Source organism: Variovorax sp. Varisp41 (assembly GCF_047325085.1).
In the GTDB taxonomy this organism is placed as follows: Bacteria; Pseudomonadota; Gammaproteobacteria; order Burkholderiales; family Burkholderiaceae_C; genus Variovorax.
This window is the reverse complement of sequence record NZ_CP168540.1, coordinates 3,162,603-3,185,393: the sequence shown is the minus strand read 5'-3', so window position 1 is coordinate 3,185,393 and position 22,791 is coordinate 3,162,603. Positions and strand designations below refer to the sequence as shown.

Here is a 22,791-nt window from a genome sequence, read left to right as displayed (position 1 = left end):
GCCGGACGCAGAGGACGCGAAGGTTTCGCGAAGGGCGCGAAAGGAATACCAAATTTTTTGAGGTCTCTTTTGCGTACTTCGCGAAACCTTCGCGTTCTTCGCGTCCGGCTGCCCGCCCCCGAATTCAGTCGATCTCGAGCTTGCGCCCGTAGACGCCCAGGCTCGCCGTCTTCAGCGCCTTCATCATCACCTTGGCCGCCGGCGACAGCAGCCGGTCGGTGCGCGTGATGATGCCGAAGGCGTCCATGTGGCAGGGCATGTCCAGCGGCAGCAGCGACACGATGCCGTGCGCGGCGTAGTAGCGCGCCACGTCGGTCGCCAGCACCGCCACCATGTCGCTCTGCTGCAGCATGCGCGTGATGAACAGCAGCGCCGAGCTCTCGATGGTGTTGATCGGCGGCTGCAGCCCCTCCTCCTGGAACATCAGCTCGAAGCGGTGCCGCAGCACGCTGCCGGCCGGCGGCACGATCCAGCCCTCGCCGACCACGTCGCGCAGCGTGAGGCCGCTCACGCCCAGCAGCGGATGGCCGGGGCGCACCAGCGCGCACACCGGCTCCTCGGTCAGCGCCTCGTAGCGCAGCTGCGACTTGTCGTGCTCGGCGAACAGCCGCGCCACCAGGATGTCGAGCTTGCCCTGCTCGAGCCGCTCGATCAGCACCGGGCTGGTCTCGATCTCGAGCGAGATCCGCAGCTGGGGCTGCTCGCGCTTGACCATCGCCACCGCGGGCGGCAGCAGCGTGAGGCCGGGCGCGGTGATCGCGCCCACGCTCACCTGGCCGAAGCGGCCGGCCTTGAGCGCGGTGAGCTCGTCGTGCGCCTGGTTCAGGCTCGCGAGCGCCACCCGCGCGTGGCGGATCATGGTCTCGCCGTACCAGGTCGGCCGCATGCCGCGCGGCAGCCGCTCGAACAGCGGCACCTCGAGAACGTCCTCCAGGTCCTTGAGCAGCTTGGAGGCCGCCGGCTGCGTCATGTTGAGCACCTGCGCGGCGCGGTGGATGTTGCCTTCCTCGGCCAGTGCCACCAGCAGCAGCAGCTGGCGCGTCTTGAGCCGCGCGCGGATAAACCAATGGGTGTAGTTCGTCATGAAGGCTGAGAACCTCGGTTCGCCGGGTTTTCCAGAATGTCTCGATCGATATTCATTTTGTCGAAAAAATGATTGGATCGATATCCGTTTCATTCCTAGACTGCCGCCCACCCCCCACAACAACAGAGACAAGGTCGGCGCCACGGTGTTCCACGGCGAGATCCATCAGAACGTGCGGCAGTACATCAACGGCCGCTGGGAAACCAGCGCGACCACCGGTGTGAGCACCAATCCCTCGGACACCAGCGAAGTGGTGGCCGAGTACGCACGGGCCGACCGCCGCCAGACCGACGCGGCGATCCGCGCCGCCTCCGACGCCTTCCCCCACTGGAGCCACAGCACGCCGCAGCGCCGCGCCGACGTGCTCGACCGCATCGGCGCCGAGCTGCTGGCGCGCAAGGACGAGCTGGGCCTGCTGCTGGCGCGCGAGGAGGGCAAGGTGCTGCCCGAGGCCGTGGCCGAGGTGGCGCGCGCGGGCCAGGTGTTCAAGTTCTTCGCGGGCGAGGCCTTCCGTGGCGGCGCGGGCGCCGGCGGCGGCGAGAGCCTCGCCTCGGCGCGCGCGGGCGTGCAGGTCGACGTCACGCGCGAGCCGCTCGGCGTGGTCGGCCTGATCGCGCCCTGGAACGCGCCTTTCGCGGTGCCGGCCTGGAAGATCGCGCCCGCGCTCGCGCACGGCAACAGCGTGGTGTTCAAGCCGGCCGAGCGGGTGCCGGCCTGCGGCTGGGCGCTGGCCGAGATCATCAGCCGCGCCGCGCTGCCCGCGGGCGTGTTCAACCTCGTGATGGGCAGCGGCCGCGAGGTCGGCCAGGCGCTGGTCGACAGCCCGCACGTCGACGCGCTGAGCTTCACCGGCTCGGCCGCCGTCGGCGAGCGCGTGCTGCGCGGCGCCACCGCGCGCCGGGCCCGGGTGCAGCTCGAGATGGGCGGCAAGAACGCGCTGGTGGTGCTGGCCGACGCCGACCTCGAGCGCGCGGTCGACTGCGCGGTGCAGGGCGCCTACTTCTCGGCCGGCCAGCGCTGCACGGCCTCGAGCCGGCTGATCGTCGAGGCCTCGGTGCACGATGCCTTCGTGGCGCGGCTGCGCGAGCGGCTCAAGGCGCTGCGCGTGGGCCATGCGCTCGAGCGCGGCGTGGAGATCGGCCCGGTGGCCGACGCCGAACGGCTCGCGGGGCATCTCGCCTGGGTCGACATCGCGCGCGCCGAGGGCGCCGAGCATGTCTGGGGCGGCGAAGCGCTGGAGCGCGCCACCACCGGTCACTACATGAGCCCGGCGCTGTTCCTGGCCGAGCCCGGCCACCGCATCGCGCGCGAGGAGATCTTCGGCCCGCTGGCCTGCGTGCTGCGCGCCACCGACTACGAGCATGCGCTCGCGCTGTGCAACGACACGCCCTTCGGCCTGTGCGCCGGCATCTGCACCAACTCGCTGAAGCACGCGATGCATTTCAGGCGCCATGCCGAGGTCGGCATGACCATGGTCAACCTGCCGACCGCGGGCGTGGACTTCCACGTGCCCTTCGGCGGCCGCAAGGGCTCGGGCTACGGCCCGCGCGAGCAGGGACGCCATGCCGCCGAGTTCTACACGCAGGTCAAGACCGGCTACATGCTGGCCTGACCCGCACCCAGGTCCCCCTAAGGTTTCCGACAAGCAGCCCCCCATCCACAACAGGAGACGACCCATGACCATGAACCGCCGCACCCTCAACGCCGCGCTCGCCGCCGCCGCCCTCGGCGGTCTGCTGCCGGCTTCCGTCCTCGCGCAGAAGAAGCTCGTGCTGGGCTTCGCGCAGGTCGGCGCCGAAAGCGAATGGCGCACCGCCAACACCGAGTCGATCAAGGCCTCGGCCAAGGAGGCGGGCATCGAGCTCAAGTTCTCCGACGCGCAGCAGAAGCAGGAGAACCAGATCAAGGCGATCCGTTCGTACATCGCGCAGAAGGTCGACGTGATCGCCTTCTCGCCCGTGGTCGAGTCGGGCTGGGACACGGTGCTGCGCGAGGCCAAGGCCGCGAAGATCCCGGTGGTGCTGACCGACCGTTCCGTCAACAGCAAGGACGACACGCTCTATGTGACCTTCATGGGCTCGGACTTCGTCGAGGAGGGCCGCAAGGCCGGCCGCTGGCTGGTCGAGAAGATGAAGGACCAGAAGGGCGAGATCAACATCGTCGAGCTGCAGGGCACGGTGGGCTCGGCGCCCGCCATCGACCGCAAGAAGGGCTTCGAGGAAATCATCAAGGCCGACCCGAAGTTCAAGATCGTGCGCTCGCAGACCGGCGACTTCACGCGCGCCAAGGGCAAGGAGGTGATGGAAGCCTTCCTCAAGGCCGAGGGCAAGAAGATCAACGTGCTCTACGCGCACAACGACGACATGGCGATCGGCGCGATCCAGGCCATCGAGGAGGCCGGCCTCAAGCCCGCGAAGGACATCGTGATCATCTCCATCGACGGCGTGAAGGGCGCCTTCGAGGCCATGATCGCCGGCAAGCTCAACGTCTCGGTCGAATGCAGCCCGCTGCTGGGCCCGCAGCTGATGCAGGCGGTGAAGGACATCAAGGCCGGCAAGACGCTGCCCAAGCGCATCGTGACCGAGGAGGGCATCTTCCCGATGGAAGTGGCCGCCAAGGAATTCCCGAATCGCAAGTACTGAGGACGACCATGAAGCGCAACTTCCTCAAGGCGGCCGTGGCGGGCCTCGCGCTCGCCGCCGCCGGCATCGCGCCGCTGGCCCGGGCGCAGGACAAGGGCCTGATCGCGATCTCGATGCCCACCAAGTCCTCGGCGCGCTGGATCGCCGATGGCGCCAACATGGTCAAGTACTTCAAGGAGAAGGGCTACAAGACCGACCTGCAGTACGCCGACGACGACATCCCGAACCAGCTCGCGCAGGTCGAGAACATGGTGACCAAGGGCTCGAAGGTGCTGGTGATCGCGGCCATCGATGGCACCACGCTGTCCGACGTGCTGCAGAAGGCTGCCGACAAGGGCGTGAAGGTGATCGCCTACGACCGGCTCATCAAGGGCTCGAAGAACGTCGACTACTACGCCACCTTCGACAACTTCCAGGTCGGCGTGCTGCAGGCGCAGTCGATCGAGAAGGCGCTCGACCTCAAGGCCGGCAAGGGACCGTTCAACATCGAGCTGTTCGGCGGATCGCCCGACGACAACAACGCCTTCTTCTTCTACAACGGCGCGATGTCGGTGCTCGACCCCTACATCAAGAGCGGCAAGCTGGTGGTGCGCAGCAAGCAGACGGGCATGGACAAGGTCGGAACCCTGCGCTGGGACGGCGCGGTGGCGCAGGCGCGCATGGACAACCTGCTGTCGGCCTTCTACACCAAGGAGCGCGTCGACGCGGTGCTCTCGCCCTACGACGGGCTGTCGATCGGCATCCTGTCGTCGCTCAAGGGCGTGGGCTACGGCTCGGGCTCGCAGCCGATGCCGGTGGTGTCGGGGCAGGACGCCGAGATTCCCTCGGTGAAGTCGATCCTGCGCAAGGAGCAGAGCTCGACCGTGTTCAAGGACACGCGCGAGCTCGCCAAGGTCACGGTGGCGATGGTCGACGCCATGCTCTCGGGCAAGACGCCCGAGGTCAACGACACCAAGACCTACAACAACGGCGTGAAGGTCGTGCCCTCGTACCTGCTCAAGCCGGTCAGCGTCGACGGCAGCAACTGGAAGCAGGTGCTGGTCGACAGCGGCTACTACAAGGAAAGCCAGGTCAAGTGAACGAGCGCGACGCGCACGGCGGCGGCACGATCCTCGAGATGCGCGGGATCACCAAGACCTTCCCGGGCGTGAAGGCGCTGTGCAACGTCAACCTCGCGGTGCGCGCGGGCGAGATCCACGCGGTGGTGGGCGAGAACGGTGCCGGCAAGTCCACGCTGATGAAGGTGCTCAGCGGCGTCTATCCCTGCGACTCGTACGACGGCGAGATCCTGTTCGAGGGCGAGCCGCGCCGCTTCAGGGGTATCGCCGACAGCGAGAAGCTCGGCATCATCATCATCCACCAGGAGCTCGCGCTGGTGCCGCTGCTGTCGATCGCCGAGAACATCTTCCTCGGCAACGAGATCGCGCGCGGCGGCGTGATCGACTGGTTCGCGGCCTATGCGAGGACGCGCGAGCTGCTCGCCAAGGTCGGCCTGAAGGAAGCGCCGACCACGCTGGTGACCGACCTCGGCGTGGGCAAGCAGCAGCTGGTGGAGATCGCCAAGGCGCTCGCGAAGGAGGTGCGCCTGCTGATCCTCGACGAGCCCACCGCGAGCCTCAACGAGACCGACAGCGACGCGCTGCTGCGCCTGCTGCTCGAGCTCAAGCGCCAGGGCATCGCCTCGATCCTGATCTCGCACAAGCTCAACGAGATCGCCAAGGTGGCCGATGCGATCACCGTGCTGCGCGACGGCGCGACGGTCGAGACCATGGACTGCCGCGCCCAGCCGATCAGCGAGGACCGCATCGTGCGCGGCATGGTGGGGCGCGACATGGCGCACCGCTATCCGCCGCGCGAGCCGAGGATCGGCGAGACGGTGTTCGAGCTGCGCGACTGGCGCGTGCACCATGCGCAGCATGCCGACCGCGAGCAGATCCACGGCGTGGGCCTGCGCGTGCGCCAGGGCGAGATCGTCGGCATCGCGGGCCTGATGGGCGCGGGCCGCACCGAGCTCGCGATGAGCGTGTTCGGCCGCTCCTACGGCCAGCGCATCAGCGGCGAGGTGCTGATGCACGGCAAGACGGTGGACGTGAGCACGGTGCGCAAGGCCATCGACCACGGCATCGCCTACGTGACCGAGGACCGCAAGGGCCTGGGCCTGGTGCTCGAGGAGGAGATCCGCAAGAACGTGAGCCTCGCGAACCTCGGCGCGGTGGCCGACGGCCTGGTGATCGACCCGGGCCGCGAGTTCCAGGTGGCGAACGAGTACCGCAAGGCGCTCAACATCCGCTGCGCGGGCATCGAGCAACCGGTGGTCAACCTCTCGGGCGGCAACCAGCAGAAGGTGGTGCTGAGCAAGTGGCTGTTCACGAAGCCCGAGCTGCTGATCCTCGACGAGCCCACGCGCGGCATCGACGTGGGCGCCAAGTACGAGATCTACACCATCATCGATCGGCTCGCACGCGAGGGCAAAGGCATTCTCATGATCTCTTCCGAACTGCCGGAGCTGCTCGGCATGTGCGACCGCATCCACGTGATGAACGAGGGGCGCTTCGTCGCCGAATTCACGGCCGCCGAGGCCACACAGGAACGCATCATGCACGCCATCGTGCGCGCGGGGAGCACGGTCCATGTCGCGGCCTGAAGCGCAGGCGGTGACCGCCGCCGTGGCCGCCGAGCCCCGGGGCCTGCACGCGGGCTTCCTCAAGAACAACCTGCGCGAATACGGCATGCTGATCTCGCTGGTCGCGATCATGGTGCTGTTCCAGGTGCTGACCGACGGCACCCTGCTGCGGCCGCTGAACCTCACGAACCTGCTGCTGCAGAACAGCTACGTGGTGATCATGGCGCTGGGCATGCTGCTGGTGATCGTGGCCGGCCACATCGACCTGTCGGTGGGTTCGGTCTGCGGCTTCATCGGTGCGCTGGCGGCGGTGCTGATGGTGGAGTACGAATGGCATTTCGTGCCGACCGCGATCGTGAGCATCCTCGCGGGTGCGCTCATCGGCGCGGCGCAGGGCTGGTTCGTGGCCTTCCGCAAGATCCCCTCGTTCATCGTCACGCTCGCGGGCATGCTGGTGTTCAAGGGGCTCACGCTGGCGCTGCTCGCGGGCCAGTCGGTGGGGCCGTTCCCCGAGGCCTTCCAGCGCCTGAGCTCGGGCTTCATCCCCGACCCGATCGGCGGCGCGGCGCTGCGCACCACCTCGCTGGTCGTGGGCGCGCTGGCGGCCGCGGCATTGGTGTTCTTCAAGCTGCGCGGCCGTGCGAAGCTCGCGGCGCACGGCATGGCGCAGGAGCCCTATGCCTTCTTCCTGGCGAAGAACCTGTTCTTCGCGGCCATCATCCTGTTCTTCAGCTACCTGCTGGCCACCTACAAGGGCCTGCCCAACGTGCTGATCGTGATGGCGGTACTGATCGTGGCCTACGACTTCGTCACCAACCGCACCACCATCGGCCGGCGCATCTATGCGCTGGGCGGCAACGAGAAGGCGGCGCGGCTGTCGGGCGTGAAGACGCAGCGCCTGGCCTTCCTGACCTTCGTGAACATGGGCGCGCTGGCGGCGCTCGCGGGCCTGGTATTCGCGGCCCGGCTCAACACCGCCACGCCCAAGGCCGGCCTGGGCTTCGAGCTCGACGTGATCGCGGCCTGCTTCATCGGCGGCGCCTCGGCCTCGGGCGGCGTGGGCAAGGTGATGGGTGCGGTGATCGGCGCCTTCATCATGGGCGTGATGAACAACGGCATGTCGATCCTCGGCATCGGCATCGACTACCAGCAGGTGATCAAGGGGCTGGTGCTGCTGGCGGCGGTGTTCATCGATGTCTACAACAAGAACAAGTAGCGCCATGGCCGACTCCGCGACCTCCGCGCCCCTGCCCGTGCTCGCGCTGCGCGGCATCCGCAAGCAGTTCGGCGGCATCGCCGTGCTCGACGACGTGCAGCTCAAGCTGTACCCGGGCGAGGTGCATGCGCTGATGGGGCAGAACGGCGCGGGCAAGTCGACGCTGATCAAGGTGCTGACGGGCGTGCTGCCCTCGAGCGGCGGCGAGATGTTCCTCGACGGGCAGGCGATCCATCCGGCCTCGCCGCTCGATGCGCAGAAGCTCGGCATCAGCACGGTCTACCAGGAAGTGAACCTGTGCCCGAACCTGTCGGTGGCCGAGAACGTGTTCGCGGGTCGCTATCCGCGCCGTGGCGCGCTGCAGGGCTTTCGCATCGACTGGCGCGCGGTGAACCGCCGCGCGGAGGAACTGCTCGCGCGCATCGGGCTCGAGATCGACGTGACGCGCTTGCTGTCGAGCTATTCGGTGGCGGTGCAGCAGATGGTGGCGATCGCGCGCGCGCTCGGCGTGTCGTCGAAGGTGCTGATCCTCGACGAGCCCACCTCGAGCCTGGACGACGACGAGGTCGAGAAGCTGTTCGAGGTGCTGCGGCGGCTGCGCGCGGAGGGCATGGCGATCGTCTTCGTGACGCACTTCCTCAACCAGATGTACGCGGTGTCCGATCGCATCACGGTGCTGCGCAACGGCCACTGGGTGGGCGAATGGAAGGCGGCGGACCTCGGACCGCAGGCGCTGATCGCGGCGATGCTCGGGCGCGAGCTGGCGGCGCAGTCGGCGCGCCCCGCGGCATTGCCGGTCTTCGACGAGGCGGCCCCCGCGCTGCTGCAGATCGAGGGGCTGGCACAGGCCGGCCAGCTGCAGCCGACCGACCTGCGCGTGCGTGCCGGCGAGGTGGTCGGCATCGCGGGCCTGCTGGGCGCGGGCCGCACGGAACTGGCGCGGCTGCTGTTCGGGCTCGAGACGCCCGACCGCGGGGTGTTGAAGATCGAGGGCCGCACGCTGAGCTTCTCGAACCCGGCCGATGCGATCCGCGAGGGTCTGGCGCTGTGCCCCGAGGAACGCAAGACCGACGGCATCGTGGCCGAACTCTCGGTGCGCGAGAACATCGCGCTCGCGCTGCAGGCGCGCCTGGGCACGCGCAAGTTCCTCTCGCATGCCGAACAGACGGCGATGGCCGAGCGCTTCGTGGCCTCGCTGGGCATCAAAACGGCAAGTGTCGAGACCCCCATCGGATTGCTGTCGGGCGGCAACCAGCAGAAGGCCATGATCGCGCGCTGGCTCGCGACCGAGCCGCGCATCCTGATCCTCGACGAGCCCACGCGCGGCATCGACGTGGCGGCCAAGCAGGAGATCATGGAAGAGATCCTGCGGCTCGCGCGCGCGGGGATGGCGGTGATCTTTATTTCTTCCGAGATGAGCGAGGTGGTGCGGGTCGCGCATCGCATCGTGGTCCTGCGTGACCGGAAGAAGGTGGGGGAGTTGCCGGGCGGGGCCACCGAGGACGAGGTGTACGACATGATTGCTGCGGCATGAAGCGCTTGTCTTGCTTTGTTCGTTCGGGACGGGCGCGCGCCGATGGGGTACTCCCCTCCGCGAATGTCCCCCGCCTTCGGCTCCTCCTTTATTTCGCTGCGGGGAGTACCCCATCGACGCGCGCCTGGACGCAGCGGTTGTTGAACCGCCGGCACCACCGCAGCGCCTCTCGTGCACAGGGCAGTGGGTGCTTCCCGCAGCGAAATCAAGGAGGAGCCCGAAGGGCGGGGGACATTCGCGGAGGGAAGTACCCGCTGTCCTGTGCACGCGCCCCAGCCCTCAAGCAGAGACCCTACCAATGACAGCAACAAAAAGCCGAGTGCACAAGGCCATGCACCACCGCCTGACCTGGCCCCTGGTCACGCTGTTCCTCCTGCTGGCCGTCAACACAGCCTTCAACCCCAGCTTCCTCCACCTCGAATGGAGAGAGGGCCATCTCTACGGCAGCCTCATCGACATCCTCAACCGCGCCGCCCCCCTGGTGCTGGTGTCGCTGGGCATGACCCTGGTCATCGCCACCCGCGGCATCGACATCTCGGTCGGCGCCGTCGTGGCCATCGCGGCGGCTCTCGCGGCCTGGATGATCGGCGGCTCGGTGGCCAGCGACGTGAGCCGCTTTCCCATGAGCCTGGCCATCGTGGCGGCCATCGGCATCGCGTTGCTGTGCGGCCTGTGGAACGGCCTGCTGGTCGCCAAGGTCGGCATGCAGCCGATCATCGCCACGCTGATCCTCATGGTGGCCGGGCGCGGCATCGCCCAGCTCATCGCCGACGGCCAGATCATCACCATCTACTACAAGCCCTTCTTCTTCCTCGGCAGCGGCTACCTGCTGGGCCTGCCGTTCTCGCTGTTCATCGTGGCCACCGTGTTCGTGCTGCTGTATCTCGCCATCACCCGCACCGCGCTGGGCCTGTTCATCCAGGCCGTGGGCATCAATCCGACGGCCGCGCGCGTGGCGGGCGTGCAGGCGCGGCGGCTGATCGTCGGGGCCTATGCCTTCTGCGGTGCCTGCGCGGGCGTGGCGGGCCTGCTGATCAGCTCCAACGTCAAGAGCGCGGACGGCAACAACGCCGGCCAGCTGATCGAGCTCGACGCGATCCTCGCCGTGACCCTCGGCGGCACCGCGCTGACCGGCGGGCGCTTCAGCCTCGTGGGCAGCGTGATCGGCGCGCTCATCATCCAGACCCTGACCTATGCGATCTATTCGCTCGGCGTGCCGCCCGAGATCAACCTCGTGGTGAAGGCCGGCGTGGTGTTCGCGGTGATGCTGCTGCAGTCGCCCGAGTTCAGGTCGGAGATCCGGACGCTGGTGCAGCGGCCGGCGCATGACGGAGCCAAGGCATGAGCGCGGTGATCGAGGCGGCACCACAGTCCTCCGCCGTGCGTACAGGGGGGAAGGAGCGCAGCGGGCTCAATCCCAAGTACCTGCCGCTGGCCGCGACCATCTCCCTGTTCGTGCTCGTCGCCACGCTGGGCTCGGTGTTCTACGACGGCTTCTTCTCGGCCCAGGTCTTCCTCAACCTGCTGATCGACAACGCCTTCCTGATCGTCGTCGCCGTCGGCATGACCTTCGTGATCCTCTCGGGCGGCATCGATCTTTCGGTGGGCTCGGTGATCGCGCTCACCACCATGGTGTCGGCCGCGCTGGTCGAGAAACACGGCTGGAGCCCGGCGGTCGTGATCCCGCTCGTGCTCGCCATGGGCACCGCCTTCGGCGCCTTCATGGGCCTGCTGATCGAGCGCTACCGGCTGCAGCCCTTCATCGTCACGCTGGCCGGCATGTTCCTCGCGCGCGGCCTGTGCTACCTGATCAGCATCGACTCGATCAGCATCACCAACGAGTTCTACACCGAGGTCTCGCAGATCCGCATTCCGATCTGGGGCGAGGCCTCGATCTCGCTGAGCGCGGCGATCGCCGTCGGCGTGCTGCTGGCCGCGGTCTTCGTCGCCCACTGCACGCCCTTCGGCCGCGCCGTCTACGCCATCGGCGGCAGCGAGCATTCGGCCATGCTGATGGGCCTGCCGGTGCGTCGCACGCTGATCGGCGTCTACACCCTCTCGGGCTTCTGCTCGGCGCTGGCCGGCGTCATCTTCACCTTCTACATGCTCTCGGGCTACGGCCTGCATGCCGTGGGCCTCGAGCTCGACGCCATCGCGGCGGTGGTCATCGGCGGCACCCTGCTCACCGGCGGCGTGGGCTATGTCGCCGGCACGCTGTTCGGCGTGCTGATGCTCGGGATCATCCAGACCCTGATCTCCTTCGACGGCACGCTGAGCTCGTGGTGGACGCGCATCGTCGTCGGCGCGCTGCTGTTCGTGTTCTGCCTGCTGCAACGCTTCTTCACCTCGCGCGCCCCGCGCCGCTGATCGACCTCCCCATGACCCCCAAGAAATTGCGCTCCGCCGAATGGTTCGGCACGGCCGACAAGAACGGCTTCATGTACCGCAGCTGGATGAAGAACCAGGGCATCCCCGACCACGAGTTCGATGGCCGGCCGATCGTCGGCATCTGCAACACCTGGTCGGAACTCACGCCCTGCAACGCCCACTTCCGCAAGATCGCCGAGCACGTCAAGCGCGGCATCTCGGAGGCCGGCGGCTTCCCGGTCGAGTTTCCGGTGTTCTCCAACGGCGAATCGAACCTGCGGCCCACCGCCATGCTCACGCGCAACCTCGCGAGCATGGACGTCGAGGAAGCCATCCGCGGCAACCCGGTCGATGCCGTGGTGCTGCTGACCGGCTGCGACAAGACCACGCCCGCGCTGCTGATGGGCGCGGCGAGCTGCGACATCCCGGCCATCGTGGTCACGGGCGGGCCGATGCTCAACGGCAAGCTCGACGGCCGCAACATCGGCTCGGGCACGGCCGTGTGGCAACTGCACGAGTCGCTCAAGGCCGGCGAGATCGACCTGCACCAGTTCCTCTCGGCCGAAGGCGGCATGTCGCGCTCGGCCGGCACCTGCAACACCATGGGCACGGCCTCCACCATGGCCTGCATGGCCGAGGCGCTCGGCACCTCGCTGCCGCACAACGCGGCCATTCCCGCGGTCGACGCGCGGCGCTACGTGCTGGCGCAGATGTCGGGCATGCGCGCGGTCGAGATGGCGAAGGAGGGCCTGACGCTCTCGAAGGTGCTCACGCGCGAGGCCTTCGAGAACGCCATCCGCGTCAATGCCGCCATCGGCGGCTCGACCAATGCCGTGATCCACCTGAAGGCGATCGCGGGGCGCATCGGCGTCGAACTCGAGCTCGAGGACTGGACCCGCATCGGCAGCCACACGCCGACCATCGTCGACCTGATGCCCTCGGGCCGCTTCCTGATGGAGGAGTTCTACTACGCGGGCGGCCTGCCCGCGGTGCTGCGCCGCCTCGGCGAGAACGGCCTGCTGCCGCACCCGGGCGCGCTCACCGTCAACGGCCGCTCGCTGTGGGACAACGTGCGCGACGCGCCCAGCCTCGACGACGAGGTGATCCGCCCGATCGACAAGCCGCTGATCGCCGACGGCGGCATCCGCATCCTGCGCGGCAACCTCGCGCCGCGCGGTGCCGTGCTCAAGCCCTCGGCGGCCACGCCGGAGCTGCTCAAGCATCGCGGCCGCGCGGTGGTGTTCGAGAACCTCGAGCACTACAAGGAACGCATCGTCGACGAGTCGCTCGAGGTCGACGCCAGCTCCGTCCTCGTGCTGAAGAACTGCGGCCCCAAGGGCTACCCCGGCATGGCCGAGGTCGGCAACATGGGCCTGCCGCCCAAGCTGCTGCGCCAGGGCATCAAGGACATGGTGCGCATCTCCGACGCGCGCATGAGCGGCACCGCGTACGGCACCGTGGTGCTGCACGTCGCGCCCGAGGCGGCCGACGGCGGCCCGCTGGCGGCGGTGCGCGACGGCGACTGGATCGAGCTCGACTGCGATGCCGGCCGGCTGCACCTGGACATCGGCGACGAGGAACTGGCCGCGCGGCTGGCCGCGCTCGGGCCCTCCGACGCGCAGCCCATGAACACGCGCGGCGGCGGCTACCAGAAGCTCTACGTGAACCACGTGCTGCAGGCCGACGAGGGCTGCGACTTCGATTTCCTGGTCGGCTGCCGTGGCGCTGCTGTGCCGCGCCATTCGCACTGATGAATTCGGGAGCGGACAGCCGAACGCAGAAGGAAGACAAAAACTACGCAGAGGTCGCAGAAGGGAGAAGAAAAATCTTGGAGTTCCTTCTTCGACTTCTGCGCAACCTTCGCGACTTCTGCGTTCGGCTGTCCGATCCCGCTTTCTCGATAACCCACATCCGCCAAACACCATGACCCCCCGATACCGCGGCATCTTCCCGGTGGTGCCCACCACCTTCGACGCGCAGGGCGCGCTCGACCTCGAGAGCCAGAAGCGCTGCGTCGACTTCATGATCGACGCCGGCTCCGACGGCCTGTGCATCCTGGCCAACTTCTCCGAGCAGTTCGTGCTGTCGGACGAGGAGCGCGAGGTGCTCACGCGCACCGTGCTGGAGCACGTGAAGGGCCGCGTGCCGGTGATCGTGACCACCACCCACTACAGCACGAAGGTGTGCGCCGAGCGCAGCCGGCGCGCGCAGGACATGGGCGCCGCGATGCTGATGGTGATGCCGCCATATCACGGCGCCACCTTCCGCGTGCCCGAGGACCAGATCTTCGCGTTCTATGCGCGGCTGTCGGACGCCGTGGGCATTCCGATCATGGTGCAGGACGCGCCGGCCAGCGGCACCGTGCTGTCGGCGCCGTTCCTCGCGCGCATGGCGCGCGAGATCGAGCACCTGGCCTATTTCAAGATCGAGACCGCGGGCGCGGCCGCCAAGCTGCGCGAGCTGATCCGCCTGGGCGGCGACGCGGTCGAGGGCCCGTGGGACGGCGAGGAGGCGATCACGCTGATGCCCGACCTCGATGCCGGCGCCACCGGCTCGATGACCGGCGGCGGCTATCCCGACGGCCTGCGCCCGATCCTGGTGGCGCACCGCGAGGGCCGGCGCGAGGAGGCCTTCGCGCGCTACCAGCAGTGGCTGCCGCTGATCAACTACGAGAACCGCCAGGCCGGCCTGCTGGCCTGCAAGGCGCTGATGAAGGAGGGCGGCGTCATCGCCTGCGAGGCGCCGCGGCATCCGCTGCCGGCGCTGCATCCCGACACGCGCGCGGGACTGATCGAGACCGCGCGGCGGCTCGATCCGCTGGTGTTGCGCTGGGGGCGCTGAAGAACGACTGCCGCGTCAGCGGTAGTAGACCTCGACCGTGCCCTTGAGCTTGAGCAGCAGCGGATGGCCCTTGCGGTCCACCGTCTTGCCGGCCGGCACCTTGATCCAGCCTTCGCTGATGCAGTACTCCTCGACGTCGAGGCGTTCCTTGCCGTTGAAGCGGATGCCGATCTCGTGCTCGAAGGCCGTGGGCAGGTGGAAGGGGCTGCGCGCGTCGGTCGAGAGGCGGTCGGGCAGGGGCGGGCGTTCGGTGGCGTCGGTCATGGCAAGGATTGTCGGTCGAAGGGGTCGGCCGCGGCAGTGGGCGCGCGGCGGCGTGCAATGATAGTGGCCGACCGACCCCCGCCCCCATGAGACCCGACCTGGATTCCCTTGCGCTGTTCCTGCGCGCCGTCGAATGCGGCAGCCTCTCGAAGGCCGCCGCCGAGAGCCACATGGTGCTGTCGGCCGCGAGCCGCCGCATCGCGATGCTCGAGAGCCAGTTCGGCGTGACCCTGTTCCAGCGCAGCTCGCGCGGCGTGACCGTGACGGGCGCGGGCGAATCGCTCGCGGTGCATGCGCGGCTGATCCTGCGCGACGTCGACCGCATGCGCGCCGACCTGTCCGACTACGCGCAGGGCGCCACCGGCCGCGTGCGGCTGCAGGCCAATGCCTCGGCGATGGGGCAGTTCCTGCCCGACGACGTGGCGAGTTTCCGGCGCGGCTATCCCGAGATCCGCGTCGACGTGGAGGAGCACCGCAGCGTGTGGATCGTGCAGGCGATCCGCGAGCGCCAGGCCGACGTCGGCGTGATCACCGGCGAGACCTCGGATGCCAGCCTCAACTTCATCCCCTACCGCATGGACCGGCTGGTGGCCGTGGTGCACCGGCGGCATCCGCACCGCGGCCGCGAGGTCTCGTTCGAGCAGCTGCTCGACTTCGACTTCGTCGGCCTCGAGAGCGACTCCGCGATCGCGCGCACCATCGAGGACGCGGCCGCGATGGCGCGCAAGGTGCTGCGACTGCGCGTGCAGGTCAAGAGCTTCGAGGCTGTGTGCCGGATGATCGAGGCCGGCATGGGCGTGGGCATCCTGCCCGAGGGCGCGGCCGCCACCTACCGCAAGGAGATGGGGCTGCGCTTCCTGAATCTCACCGACGCCTGGGCCTCGCGCCGCATGTACATCTGCACGCGGCAGGAGACGCTGGGCTTTCCGCAGCGCCGGCTGGTGGACCACCTGCTGGCGCGCAGCGTCGCGCCCGTCACTTCATCAGGTCGCTGAGGTTCACCGGCTTGATCTTGCCGCCTTCCACCGTGGCCACCAGCGGGTCGACGATGGTGCCGCCCACGCTGTCCACGCCCTTGAAGCTGCCGGCATTGATCTTCTCGGGCAGCGCCTTGAGCGCATCGCCGAGCTTGGCGCGGATCGCCGCCGCGTCGCTGGTGGTGCCCGCGAGCTTCATCGCGCCGGCCAGCGCGTGCACCAGCGTGTAGTTGTAGGAAGACTCGGTGGTCGCGTCCTTGTCGGCGCCGTAGGCCTTGCGGTAGGCCTCGGCGAAGCTCTTCGGGCCCACGCGCTCGTCGTAGGCCACCGGCAGCACGCCGATCGAGCCCTCGAGCGCGCCGAGGCCGCCCGTGACCTTGGCCATCTCGTCGAACTTGGCCTGGTCCATCACCAGGAAGCCGCCCTTGAAGCCGAGCTCGCGCGCCTGCTTGGCCACCAGCGCGGTGGGCTCCGAGGGGCCGCCGACGAACAGCACGTCGGGCTTCTCGGCCAGCACGCGGCTCACGCCGCTGTAGAAGTCGGCCGAGCGGTTGTAGGACATGGGGTTGTTCGAGGCGATGGTGCCGCCGGCCTTCTCCCAGGCCGGGCCGAACAGCTGGCTCCAGTTCTTCGCGTACTCGTGGTCGCCCGGCAGCATGCCGACGCGCTTGCCGAACTTCTTCATCTCGTAGCGCGTGAAGGGCTCGATGTAGGAGTTGAAGGTCGGCGGGATGCGGATGGTGAGCTTGTTGCCGGTCTCGGTGATCTTCGGCGTGCTCGAGTACGCCATCACGATGAACTTCTCCTGCTCGTTGAAGGCCTGCATCGCGTAGATGCCGCCCGAGTGCGGCACGAACACCGCCGGCGACTGGTGCTGCTGCACCAGCCGGCGCGCGTTGATGGCGGCATCGGCCGGCGAGTACTTGTCGTCGAGCGCGACCAGTTCGAACTTGTACTTCTTGCCGCCGACCTCGAGGCCCGCGGCATTCACCTCCTTGATCGCCATCTCCATGCCGTTGACCACGTTCTTGCCGTAGAGCGCGGCGCCGCCGCTCAGCGGGCCCGTGAAGCCGATCTTCACCGTGTCCTGCGCGAAGGCGGTGCCGGCTCCGAAGGCGGCGGCCAGCGCGGCGGCCACGGGCAGCGCGGCAAGGCGGCGGCGGGTGCGAAGGGGCGTGGTGGATGTCATGGCGTTGTCTCCTGTAGTTGGGGGGCGAGGAAAAAAGCGGGGGACCGGCGCGCGGCTCAGGCGCCGATGTAGGCGGCGCGCACCGCCTCGTTGTGCAGCAGCGATTCGCGATCGCCCTCGAGCGCGATGCGGCCGCGCTCGATGACGTAGGCGCGGTGCGCGATGGCCAGCGCCGAGTAGGCGTTCTGCTCGGCCAGCAGCACCGTGGTGCCCTGCTGGTTGATGCGCTGGATCACCTCGAACACCTGCTTCACGATCAGTGGCGCCAGGCCCAGCGAGGGCTCGTCGAGCAGCAGAACCCTGGGCCGCCCGAGCATCGCGCGGCCGATCGCCACCATCTGCTGCTGGCCGCCCGACAGCGACCCCGCGGGATCGTTCTGCTTGGCCGCGAGGATCGGGAACAGCGAGAACACCTCGTCGAGCGAGCGCTGGATGCCGGCCTTGTCGCCGCGGTGCACGTAGGCGCCCAGCGTGAGGTTCTTGCGCACCGTCATCATCGGGAACAGCTTGCGGCCCTCGGGGCAGTGCACCAGGCCCGAGGCCACGATCTGCGCCGGGCGCTGGCCCGTGATGTCGCCGTCGCCCAGGCGGATGCGGCCCGCGCTCGGGCGGCGGATGCCGCTGGCGGCCATGAAGATCGAGGTCTTGCCGGCGCCGTTGGCGCCCAGCAGCACCACCAGCTCGCCCGGGTCGGCATGCAGGCTCACGCCGCTGAGCGCGCGGAAGCTCCCGTAGTGGAGGTCGACGCCCTCAAACCGCAGCATGGTCGGTCCCCAGGTAGGCCTCGATCACCTGCGGATCGCGGCGGATCTCGGCGGGCGTGCCCTCGGCGATCTTGGCGCCGTTGTTGAGCACGACGATCTTGTCGGCCAGCTGCATGATCATGTCCATCTTGTGCTCGATCAGGCACACGGTCTTGCCGTGCGCCACCAGCTTGCGGATCAGCGCCGCCAGGCCCACGGTCTCCTCGGGGTTCACGCCGCCCGCGGGTTCGTCGAGCAGCAGCAGCTGCGGGTCGGTCGCCAGCGCGAGCGCGAAGGCCACGCGCTTGCGCTCCTCCTGCGTGATGTCGGCCGCGATGCGGTTGGCGATGTGCGAGAGGCCCACGAAGTCCAGCGCCTCCTGCGCCTTGTCGCGGCACAGCTTCTCTTCCTCGCGCAGGCGGCGGCTGCCGATCAGCACGTCCCACAGGCCCGAGTGGGTGCGCAGCCGGTGGCCCACGATCAGGTTGTCGAGCACGGTGGCGTTGTCGAACAGGTGCGTGGTCTGGAAGGTGCGCGCGATGCCCAGCCGCGCTACGTGGTCGGGGCGCATGCCGGTGACGTCGCGGCCCTCGAAGGCGATGCGTCCCGCGCTCGGCTTGTGCGTGCCCGCCACCAGGTTGAAGAAGGTGGTCTTGCCGGCGCCGTTGGGGCCGATGATGGCGCTGATCTGGCCGCGCTCGAAGCGCGTGCTCACGCTGTCGACCGCGGTCAGGCCGAAGAACTGCTTGGTGAGGCCCTCGATCTCAAGCATGGCGCCGCACCTCCTGCACGGTGGCGGCGGAGGCCGCGGCCCGCCGCGCGTCCGCCTTGCGCGCGCGGCGCTTGAGCCAGGTGCCGACGATGCCGTCGGGCAGGAAGATGATCAGCGCGATCAGCACCGGGCCGAACACCACCATGCGGTAGTCCTGCAGGAACTGCAGGCTCTGCGTGAGGCCGGTGACCAGGAAGGTGCCCACCAGCGGCCCGAGCAGCGTGCCGATGCCGCCCACCAGCACGAACATCACGAGGTCGAAGGTCACGGCCTCGCTCGCGAGGTCGGGGCCGAGGAAGCGCACCTGGCCCGCGTAGAGCGCGCCCGCGAAGCCGGCGTAGATCACCGACAGCACGAAGGACAGCGTCTTGGTGCGCATCAGGTCGGTGCCCAGCGCCTCGGCCAGCTCGTCGCTGTTGCGCACCGCCATGAAGCTGCGGCCCAGCAGCGAGCGCACGATGCGCGCCATGACCCAGATGCCCAGCGCGAGGAAGGCCAGCACCAGGTAGTACTGCGACAGCGGCGTGCCGAACTGCAGCGGCCCGATGCCCGTGGGCGAGGGGATGCCCATGATGCCCACCGGACCGTGCGTGAGGCTCTCCCACTTCTCGATCAGGAGGAACATGATGTAGCTCACGCACAGCGTGAAGATCGAGAAGTAGTGGCCCTTCAGGCGCAGCGACAGGATGCCGATGAAAAAGCCCAGCACGCCCGTGACCACGCCCGCGAGCGCGAAGGCGATCCAGAACGGCACCTGGTGGTCGACCGTGAGGATGCCCACCGTGTAGGCGCCCACGGCCATGAAGGCGCCGTGCGCGAGGTTGAACTGGCCCGTGTAGCCGGTGATCAGGTTCAGGCCCAGCGCGGCGATGGCCATGATGAAGGCCTGCGTCGCCACCGAGATCAGGTAGTTGTTGGGCGCGAACAGCGGAAAGGCCAGCGCGATCAGCGCGAGCACGGCCCAGCCGGCCTTGCCTTGCAGCAGCGATCCCATCAGCGCGCTCCCTTCGGCGTGAACAGGCCCTGCGGGCGCAGCGACAGGATCACCACCAGCAGCACGAAGGCGATGATGTCCTTGTAGTCGGTCGAGAAGTAGAAGCCGCCGAAGCTCTCGGCCATGCCGATGATCAAGCCCCCGACGATGGCGCCCGGGAAGCTGCCCATGCCGCCGAGGATGATGATCACGAAGGCCTTGGTGATCACCAGGTTGCCCATGCTCGGGTAGACCAGGTTGATCGGCGCATAGAGCACCGCGGCCACCGCCGCCAGCGCGCCCGAGATCGCGAACACCAGCAGCGTGACGCGCGTGGCGTCGATGCCCACCAGCGCCGCGCCGTCACGGTTCTGCGCCATCGCGATGATGGTCGAGCCCAGCACCGTGTGGTTGAGGAACAGGTGCAGCAGCACCATCAGCCCGAAAGCGCCCGCGATGATCAGGAGGCGCTGCAGCGGCGCCGTGAGCCCGAACACCTCGACGATCTGGCCGTAGGGCGTGGGCATGCGGTGGAAGTCGGCGCCGAAGATGGCCTGCGCGCCGGCCTCGATGAACAGCAGGATGCCGATGGCGGCGATCATGTCGTGCAGCTCGGGCGCGTTGCGCAGCGGATGGAACACCAGCCGCTCGGCCAGCATCGCGATCACCGCGACCACCACCGCCGCGCCGGCCATCGCGAGCCAGTAGTTGAGGCCCAGCCGGGCCATCAGGTAGTAGCCCGCGAAGGCCCCGGCCATGTAGAAGGCGCCGTGCGCGAAGTTCGGCACGTGCAGGATGCCGTAGACCAGCGTGAGGCCCAGGGCCACCAGGCTGTAGACACCGCCCACGGTCAGGCCGTTGAGCAGTTGCTGAAAGAACAGTTCCACGTCGATCCTCGCAGTTGCCGTCAAGGCATTCACCCGCGCACCGGCTCTGGAGGTCGGTGTCGCCGGGGTCCAGCGGGGGATTGTGGAAGCGCGGTGTGGCCGCGTCGACTGAGGTTTGCCCGAACTTGCCTTGTCGCTTCAGCGACTTCGAAAAACGGGTATGGGGTTGCGCGGGGCCCGGCGGTCACGCGGGCGTCGCGCGGATCTGCGCAGGAAACGCCCGCGCGAGGGCGTTCCCGCGCGGGTGCTCAGCGCTTGAGCGCCTCGACCAGGTCCAGCACCATGCGGTCGCCGCCGAAGGTGTCGACGCCGCGCGTGAGCAGCGCGTCGACCGCCTGCGCGATGCCGTGCGCGGCCGCGGACTGCTCGGCCATGTCGTTGTAGTAGCCCAGGTCCTTCTTGGCGTTGGCCATCGAGAACTTGAGCGAATCGGTGCTGCCGGTCAGGAGCTTGGGCTTGACGCGCTCGAGCGCGACACCGTTGCCGCCGCCCTTGGCCAGCACGTCGACGAAGACATCGGGCTTGACGCCCGCGCGCTCGGCGCAGGCCGCCGCCTCGCACAGCAGCGCCACGGTGCCCAGCGAGACGAAGTTGTGCAGCAGCTTCATCGCATGGCCGGCGCCGATGCCGCCCACGTGCGTGACGTTCTCGGCGAAGGCGCGCAAGAGCGGCAGGCAGGAGGCCAGCACCTCGGCGTCGCCGCCCACCAGCAGGTTGAGCCGGCCCTCGGCCGCTTCCTTGGCGGTGCGGGTCATCGGGGCGTCGAGGAAATGGCCGCCCCTGGTCTCGACGGCGCGCGCCACGCGCGAGGTGGATTCGGGCACCGCGGTCGAGCAGTCGACCACCACGGTGCCGGGGCGCAGCGCGGAGAGCGCGCCCTTCTCGCCGAGCATCACGGCCTCGACCTGCGGCGTGCCGGTCACGCAGAGGATCAGCACGTCGACCTCGGCCGCGAGCTTCGCCACGTCGGGCGTGGAGGTCGCGCCGGCCGCGAGCAGGGCGTCGATCGGCTGGTTGCCCGGGTGCTCGAGCACCGTGAGCGCATGGCCGTGGCCCACGATGTTCTGCGCGATGCCGCTGCCCATCAGGCCCACGCCCACCAGGCCCACGCGGCGCTTGGGAGCGGCCGCCTTCTCTTGTTCGTTCAATGCCATGGTTCGTTTCCGCCTTGCTTATCCGTGCTTGATCGCGATGGTCTTGAGGGTGGTGAAGCCGAGCAGGGCCTCGAAGCCCTTCTCGCGGCCGAAGCCCGAGGACTTCACGCCGCCGAAGGGCAGTTCCACGCCGCCGGCCGCGCCGTAATTGTTGATGAAGACCTGGCCGCAGTGCATCTTGTGCGCCATGCGCAGCTGGCGCGCGCCGTCGCGCGTCCAGATGCCGGCCACCAGGCCGAAGTCGGTGCCGTTGGCCAGGCGCACGGCCTCGGCCTCGTCGGCGAAGGGCGTGAGCGCCAGCACCGGGCCGAAGATCTCGCGCTGCGCGATGTCGCTGTCGCCGGGCACGTCGCGGAACAGCACGGCCTCCTGGTAGAAGCCCTGGGCCGATGCACTGGGCGCCACGCTGCCGCGCGCGGCCACCTTCAGGCCCTGGGCCTCGGCGGTGGCGACCATGTCGCGCACCTGGCGGAACTGCTTCTCGTTGATCAGCGGGCCCATGTCGAGGTCGTCGGCCGGCGGCCCGGCGCGCACGGCCGAGAAGCGCTTCGAGAGCCGCTGCACCACCTCTTCGTAGATCGACTGCTCGACCAGCACCCGGCTGCCCGCCGAGCAGGTCTGGCCGGCGTTCTGGATGATGGCGTTGACCAGCACCGGCTCGGCCGCGTCGAGGTCGGCATCGGCGAACACGATCTGCGGCGACTTGCCGCCCAGCTCCAGCGTCACGGGGCAGTGGCGCTCGGCGGCCGCCAGGCCCACGCTGCGGCCGGTGACGGTGGAGCCGGTGAAGGAGATGTGGTCGATGCCCGGGTGCGCGCACAGCGCCGCGCCGGCTTCCTTGCCGTAGCCCGTGACCACGTTGAGCGTGCCGGCCGGAAAGCCGACCTCGGCCGCCAGCTCGGCCAGGCGCAGCAGCGAGAGGCTCGCGTCCTCGGCCGGCTTGACCACGCAGGCGTTGCCCGCGGCCAGCGCGGCGCCCACGCTGCGGCCCGCGATCTGCATCGGGTAGTTCCAGGGAATGATGTGGCCGGTCACGCCGTGCGGCACGCGCACGGTGAGCACGGTGTAGCCGCGCTCGTAGGGCAGGGTGTCGCCGTGCAGCTTGTCGCAGGCGCCGGCGTAGTACTCCATGTAGCGCGCGAGCGCGGTGGCGTCGTTGCGCGCCACGCGCAGCGCCTTGCCGGTGTCGCGCGCCTCGAGCTGGGCCAGTTCCTCGTGGTGGGCGATGACGGCCGCGCCGAGCTTGGCCATCAGCCGGCCGCGCTCGAGCGCGCTCAGTGCGCCCCAGGGGCCGTCGAAGTTCTCGCCGACCGCGCGGCGCGCGGCCTTCACGGCGGCATCGATGTCGCCCGCGGTGCCGCGCGCGAGCTGGCCGAAGCGCTCGCCGTCGCTGGGGTCGATCACGTCGATGGTGGCGTTGCCTTCCGAGGGCACGCGCCGGCCGTCGATGAAGTGGGTGGGGTTCATGGGGGTGTCTCCTTGCGGGCGGCGCCGGCGGGGCGGCGCGGAAAAACGGGGGCGGTGC

The 22,791-nt window shown here is 68.8% G+C and carries 20 protein-coding genes; 11 read left to right on the top strand and 9 right to left on the bottom strand.

Going from position 1 to position 22,791, the window contains the following annotated elements:
* Positions 1 to 124: 124 nt before the first annotated feature.
* A complete protein-coding gene (locus ACEN9J_RS14780; RefSeq protein ID WP_057594591.1) occupies positions 125 to 1,084 on the bottom strand; it encodes a LysR family transcriptional regulator in 960 nt (319 codons plus the stop codon).
* A gap of 145 nt (positions 1,085 to 1,229) precedes the next feature.
* On the opposite strand from ACEN9J_RS14780, the gene ACEN9J_RS14775 reads away from it, so the two are divergent.
* From ACEN9J_RS14775 to ACEN9J_RS14730, 10 genes are all read left to right on the top strand, one after another.
* Entirely contained in the window at positions 1,230 to 2,696 is a 1,467-nt protein-coding gene (locus ACEN9J_RS14775; protein WP_413764447.1) for an aldehyde dehydrogenase family protein, read from the top strand.
* 64 nt (positions 2,697 to 2,760) lie between these two features.
* Positions 2,761 to 3,726: an ABC transporter substrate-binding protein gene (locus ACEN9J_RS14770; RefSeq protein WP_413764446.1), complete on the top strand. Its 966-nt coding sequence runs from the start codon at positions 2,761 to 2,763 to the stop codon at positions 3,724 to 3,726.
* A gap of 8 nt (positions 3,727 to 3,734) precedes the next feature.
* Positions 3,735 to 4,805, top strand: coding sequence for a multiple monosaccharide ABC transporter substrate-binding protein (gene chvE, locus ACEN9J_RS14765; protein WP_057594594.1), 1,071 nt, complete (start codon positions 3,735 to 3,737; stop codon positions 4,803 to 4,805).
* 38 nt (positions 4,806 to 4,843) lie between these two features.
* Positions 4,844 to 6,370, top strand: a complete 1,527-nt coding sequence (gene mmsA, locus ACEN9J_RS14760) for a multiple monosaccharide ABC transporter ATP-binding protein (protein WP_413764568.1) — start codon at positions 4,844 to 4,846, stop codon at positions 6,368 to 6,370.
* Positions 6,357 to 7,565 carry a multiple monosaccharide ABC transporter permease gene (gene mmsB, locus ACEN9J_RS14755; RefSeq protein ID WP_413764445.1) on the top strand — a complete coding sequence of 403 codons (1,209 nt, stop codon included), beginning with the start codon at positions 6,357 to 6,359 and terminating at the stop codon, positions 7,563 to 7,565. Before mmsA ends, mmsB begins: the two co-directional genes overlap by 14 nt.
* Before the next feature lie 4 nt (positions 7,566 to 7,569).
* On the top strand, positions 7,570 to 9,099 hold the full coding sequence (locus ACEN9J_RS14750) for a sugar ABC transporter ATP-binding protein (protein WP_413764444.1): 1,530 nt from the start codon (positions 7,570 to 7,572) through the stop codon (positions 9,097 to 9,099).
* 298 nt (positions 9,100 to 9,397) lie between these two features.
* Positions 9,398 to 10,444 carry an ABC transporter permease gene (locus tag ACEN9J_RS14745; RefSeq protein ID WP_413764443.1) on the top strand — a complete coding sequence of 349 codons (1,047 nt, stop codon included), beginning with the start codon at positions 9,398 to 9,400 and terminating at the stop codon, positions 10,442 to 10,444.
* Positions 10,441 to 11,466 carry a galactofuranose ABC transporter, permease protein YjfF gene (gene yjfF, locus ACEN9J_RS14740; protein ID WP_261216626.1) on the top strand — a complete coding sequence of 342 codons (1,026 nt, stop codon included), beginning with the start codon at positions 10,441 to 10,443 and terminating at the stop codon, positions 11,464 to 11,466. The genes ACEN9J_RS14745 and yjfF overlap by 4 nt, the downstream gene beginning before the upstream one ends.
* An 11-nt stretch (positions 11,467 to 11,477) precedes the next feature.
* On the top strand, positions 11,478 to 13,217 hold the full coding sequence (locus tag ACEN9J_RS14735; protein ID WP_413764442.1) for an IlvD/Edd family dehydratase: 1,740 nt from the start codon (positions 11,478 to 11,480) through the stop codon (positions 13,215 to 13,217).
* Between the two features lie 172 nt (positions 13,218 to 13,389).
* Positions 13,390 to 14,307, top strand: coding sequence for a dihydrodipicolinate synthase family protein (locus tag ACEN9J_RS14730; protein WP_413764441.1), 918 nt, complete (start codon positions 13,390 to 13,392; stop codon positions 14,305 to 14,307).
* Positions 14,308 to 14,322: 15 nt separating this feature from the next.
* Here ACEN9J_RS14730 and ACEN9J_RS14725 read toward each other — a convergent pair whose 3' ends face one another.
* A complete protein-coding gene (locus tag ACEN9J_RS14725; RefSeq protein WP_057594601.1) occupies positions 14,323 to 14,571 on the bottom strand; it encodes a DUF3297 family protein in 249 nt (82 codons plus the stop codon).
* An 86-nt stretch (positions 14,572 to 14,657) separates the two neighbouring features.
* Here ACEN9J_RS14725 and ACEN9J_RS14720 point away from each other — a divergent pair, with 86 nt between their 5' ends.
* Positions 14,658 to 15,566, top strand: a complete 909-nt coding sequence (locus ACEN9J_RS14720) for a LysR family transcriptional regulator (protein ID WP_413764440.1) — start codon at positions 14,658 to 14,660, stop codon at positions 15,564 to 15,566.
* Here ACEN9J_RS14720 and ACEN9J_RS14715 read toward each other — a convergent pair.
* From ACEN9J_RS14715 to ACEN9J_RS14685, 7 genes are all read right to left on the bottom strand, one after another.
* The gene (locus ACEN9J_RS14715) at positions 15,547 to 16,737 is read right to left on the bottom strand and encodes an ABC transporter substrate-binding protein (protein ID WP_413764439.1); all 1,191 of its coding nucleotides are present in this window, start codon (positions 16,735 to 16,737) and stop codon (positions 15,547 to 15,549) included. The two genes, ACEN9J_RS14720 and ACEN9J_RS14715, sit on opposite strands and share 20 nt — an antisense overlap.
* 56 nt (positions 16,738 to 16,793) lie before the next feature.
* Complete coding sequence (locus ACEN9J_RS14710) at positions 16,794 to 17,501, bottom strand: ABC transporter ATP-binding protein (protein ID WP_057594604.1); 708 nt, start codon at positions 17,499 to 17,501, stop codon at positions 16,794 to 16,796.
* Entirely contained in the window at positions 17,488 to 18,252 is a 765-nt protein-coding gene (locus tag ACEN9J_RS14705; protein WP_093353660.1) for an ABC transporter ATP-binding protein, read from the bottom strand. The genes ACEN9J_RS14710 and ACEN9J_RS14705 overlap by 14 nt, the downstream gene beginning before the upstream one ends.
* Complete coding sequence (locus ACEN9J_RS14700; RefSeq protein WP_057594606.1) at positions 18,245 to 19,246, bottom strand: branched-chain amino acid ABC transporter permease; 1,002 nt, start codon at positions 19,244 to 19,246, stop codon at positions 18,245 to 18,247. The genes ACEN9J_RS14705 and ACEN9J_RS14700 overlap by 8 nt, the downstream gene beginning before the upstream one ends.
* Positions 19,246 to 20,112: a branched-chain amino acid ABC transporter permease gene (locus ACEN9J_RS14695; protein WP_057594607.1), complete on the bottom strand. Its 867-nt coding sequence runs from the start codon at positions 20,110 to 20,112 to the stop codon at positions 19,246 to 19,248. Before ACEN9J_RS14695 ends, ACEN9J_RS14700 begins: the two co-directional genes overlap by 1 nt.
* 248 nt (positions 20,113 to 20,360) lie before the next feature.
* A complete protein-coding gene (locus tag ACEN9J_RS14690) occupies positions 20,361 to 21,266 on the bottom strand; it encodes an NAD(P)-dependent oxidoreductase (protein ID WP_057594608.1) in 906 nt (301 codons plus the stop codon).
* Positions 21,267 to 21,284: 18 nt separating this feature from the next.
* On the bottom strand, positions 21,285 to 22,733 hold the full coding sequence (locus tag ACEN9J_RS14685) for an aldehyde dehydrogenase family protein (protein WP_413764438.1): 1,449 nt from the start codon (positions 22,731 to 22,733) through the stop codon (positions 21,285 to 21,287).
* Positions 22,734 to 22,791 lie beyond the last annotated feature (58 nt).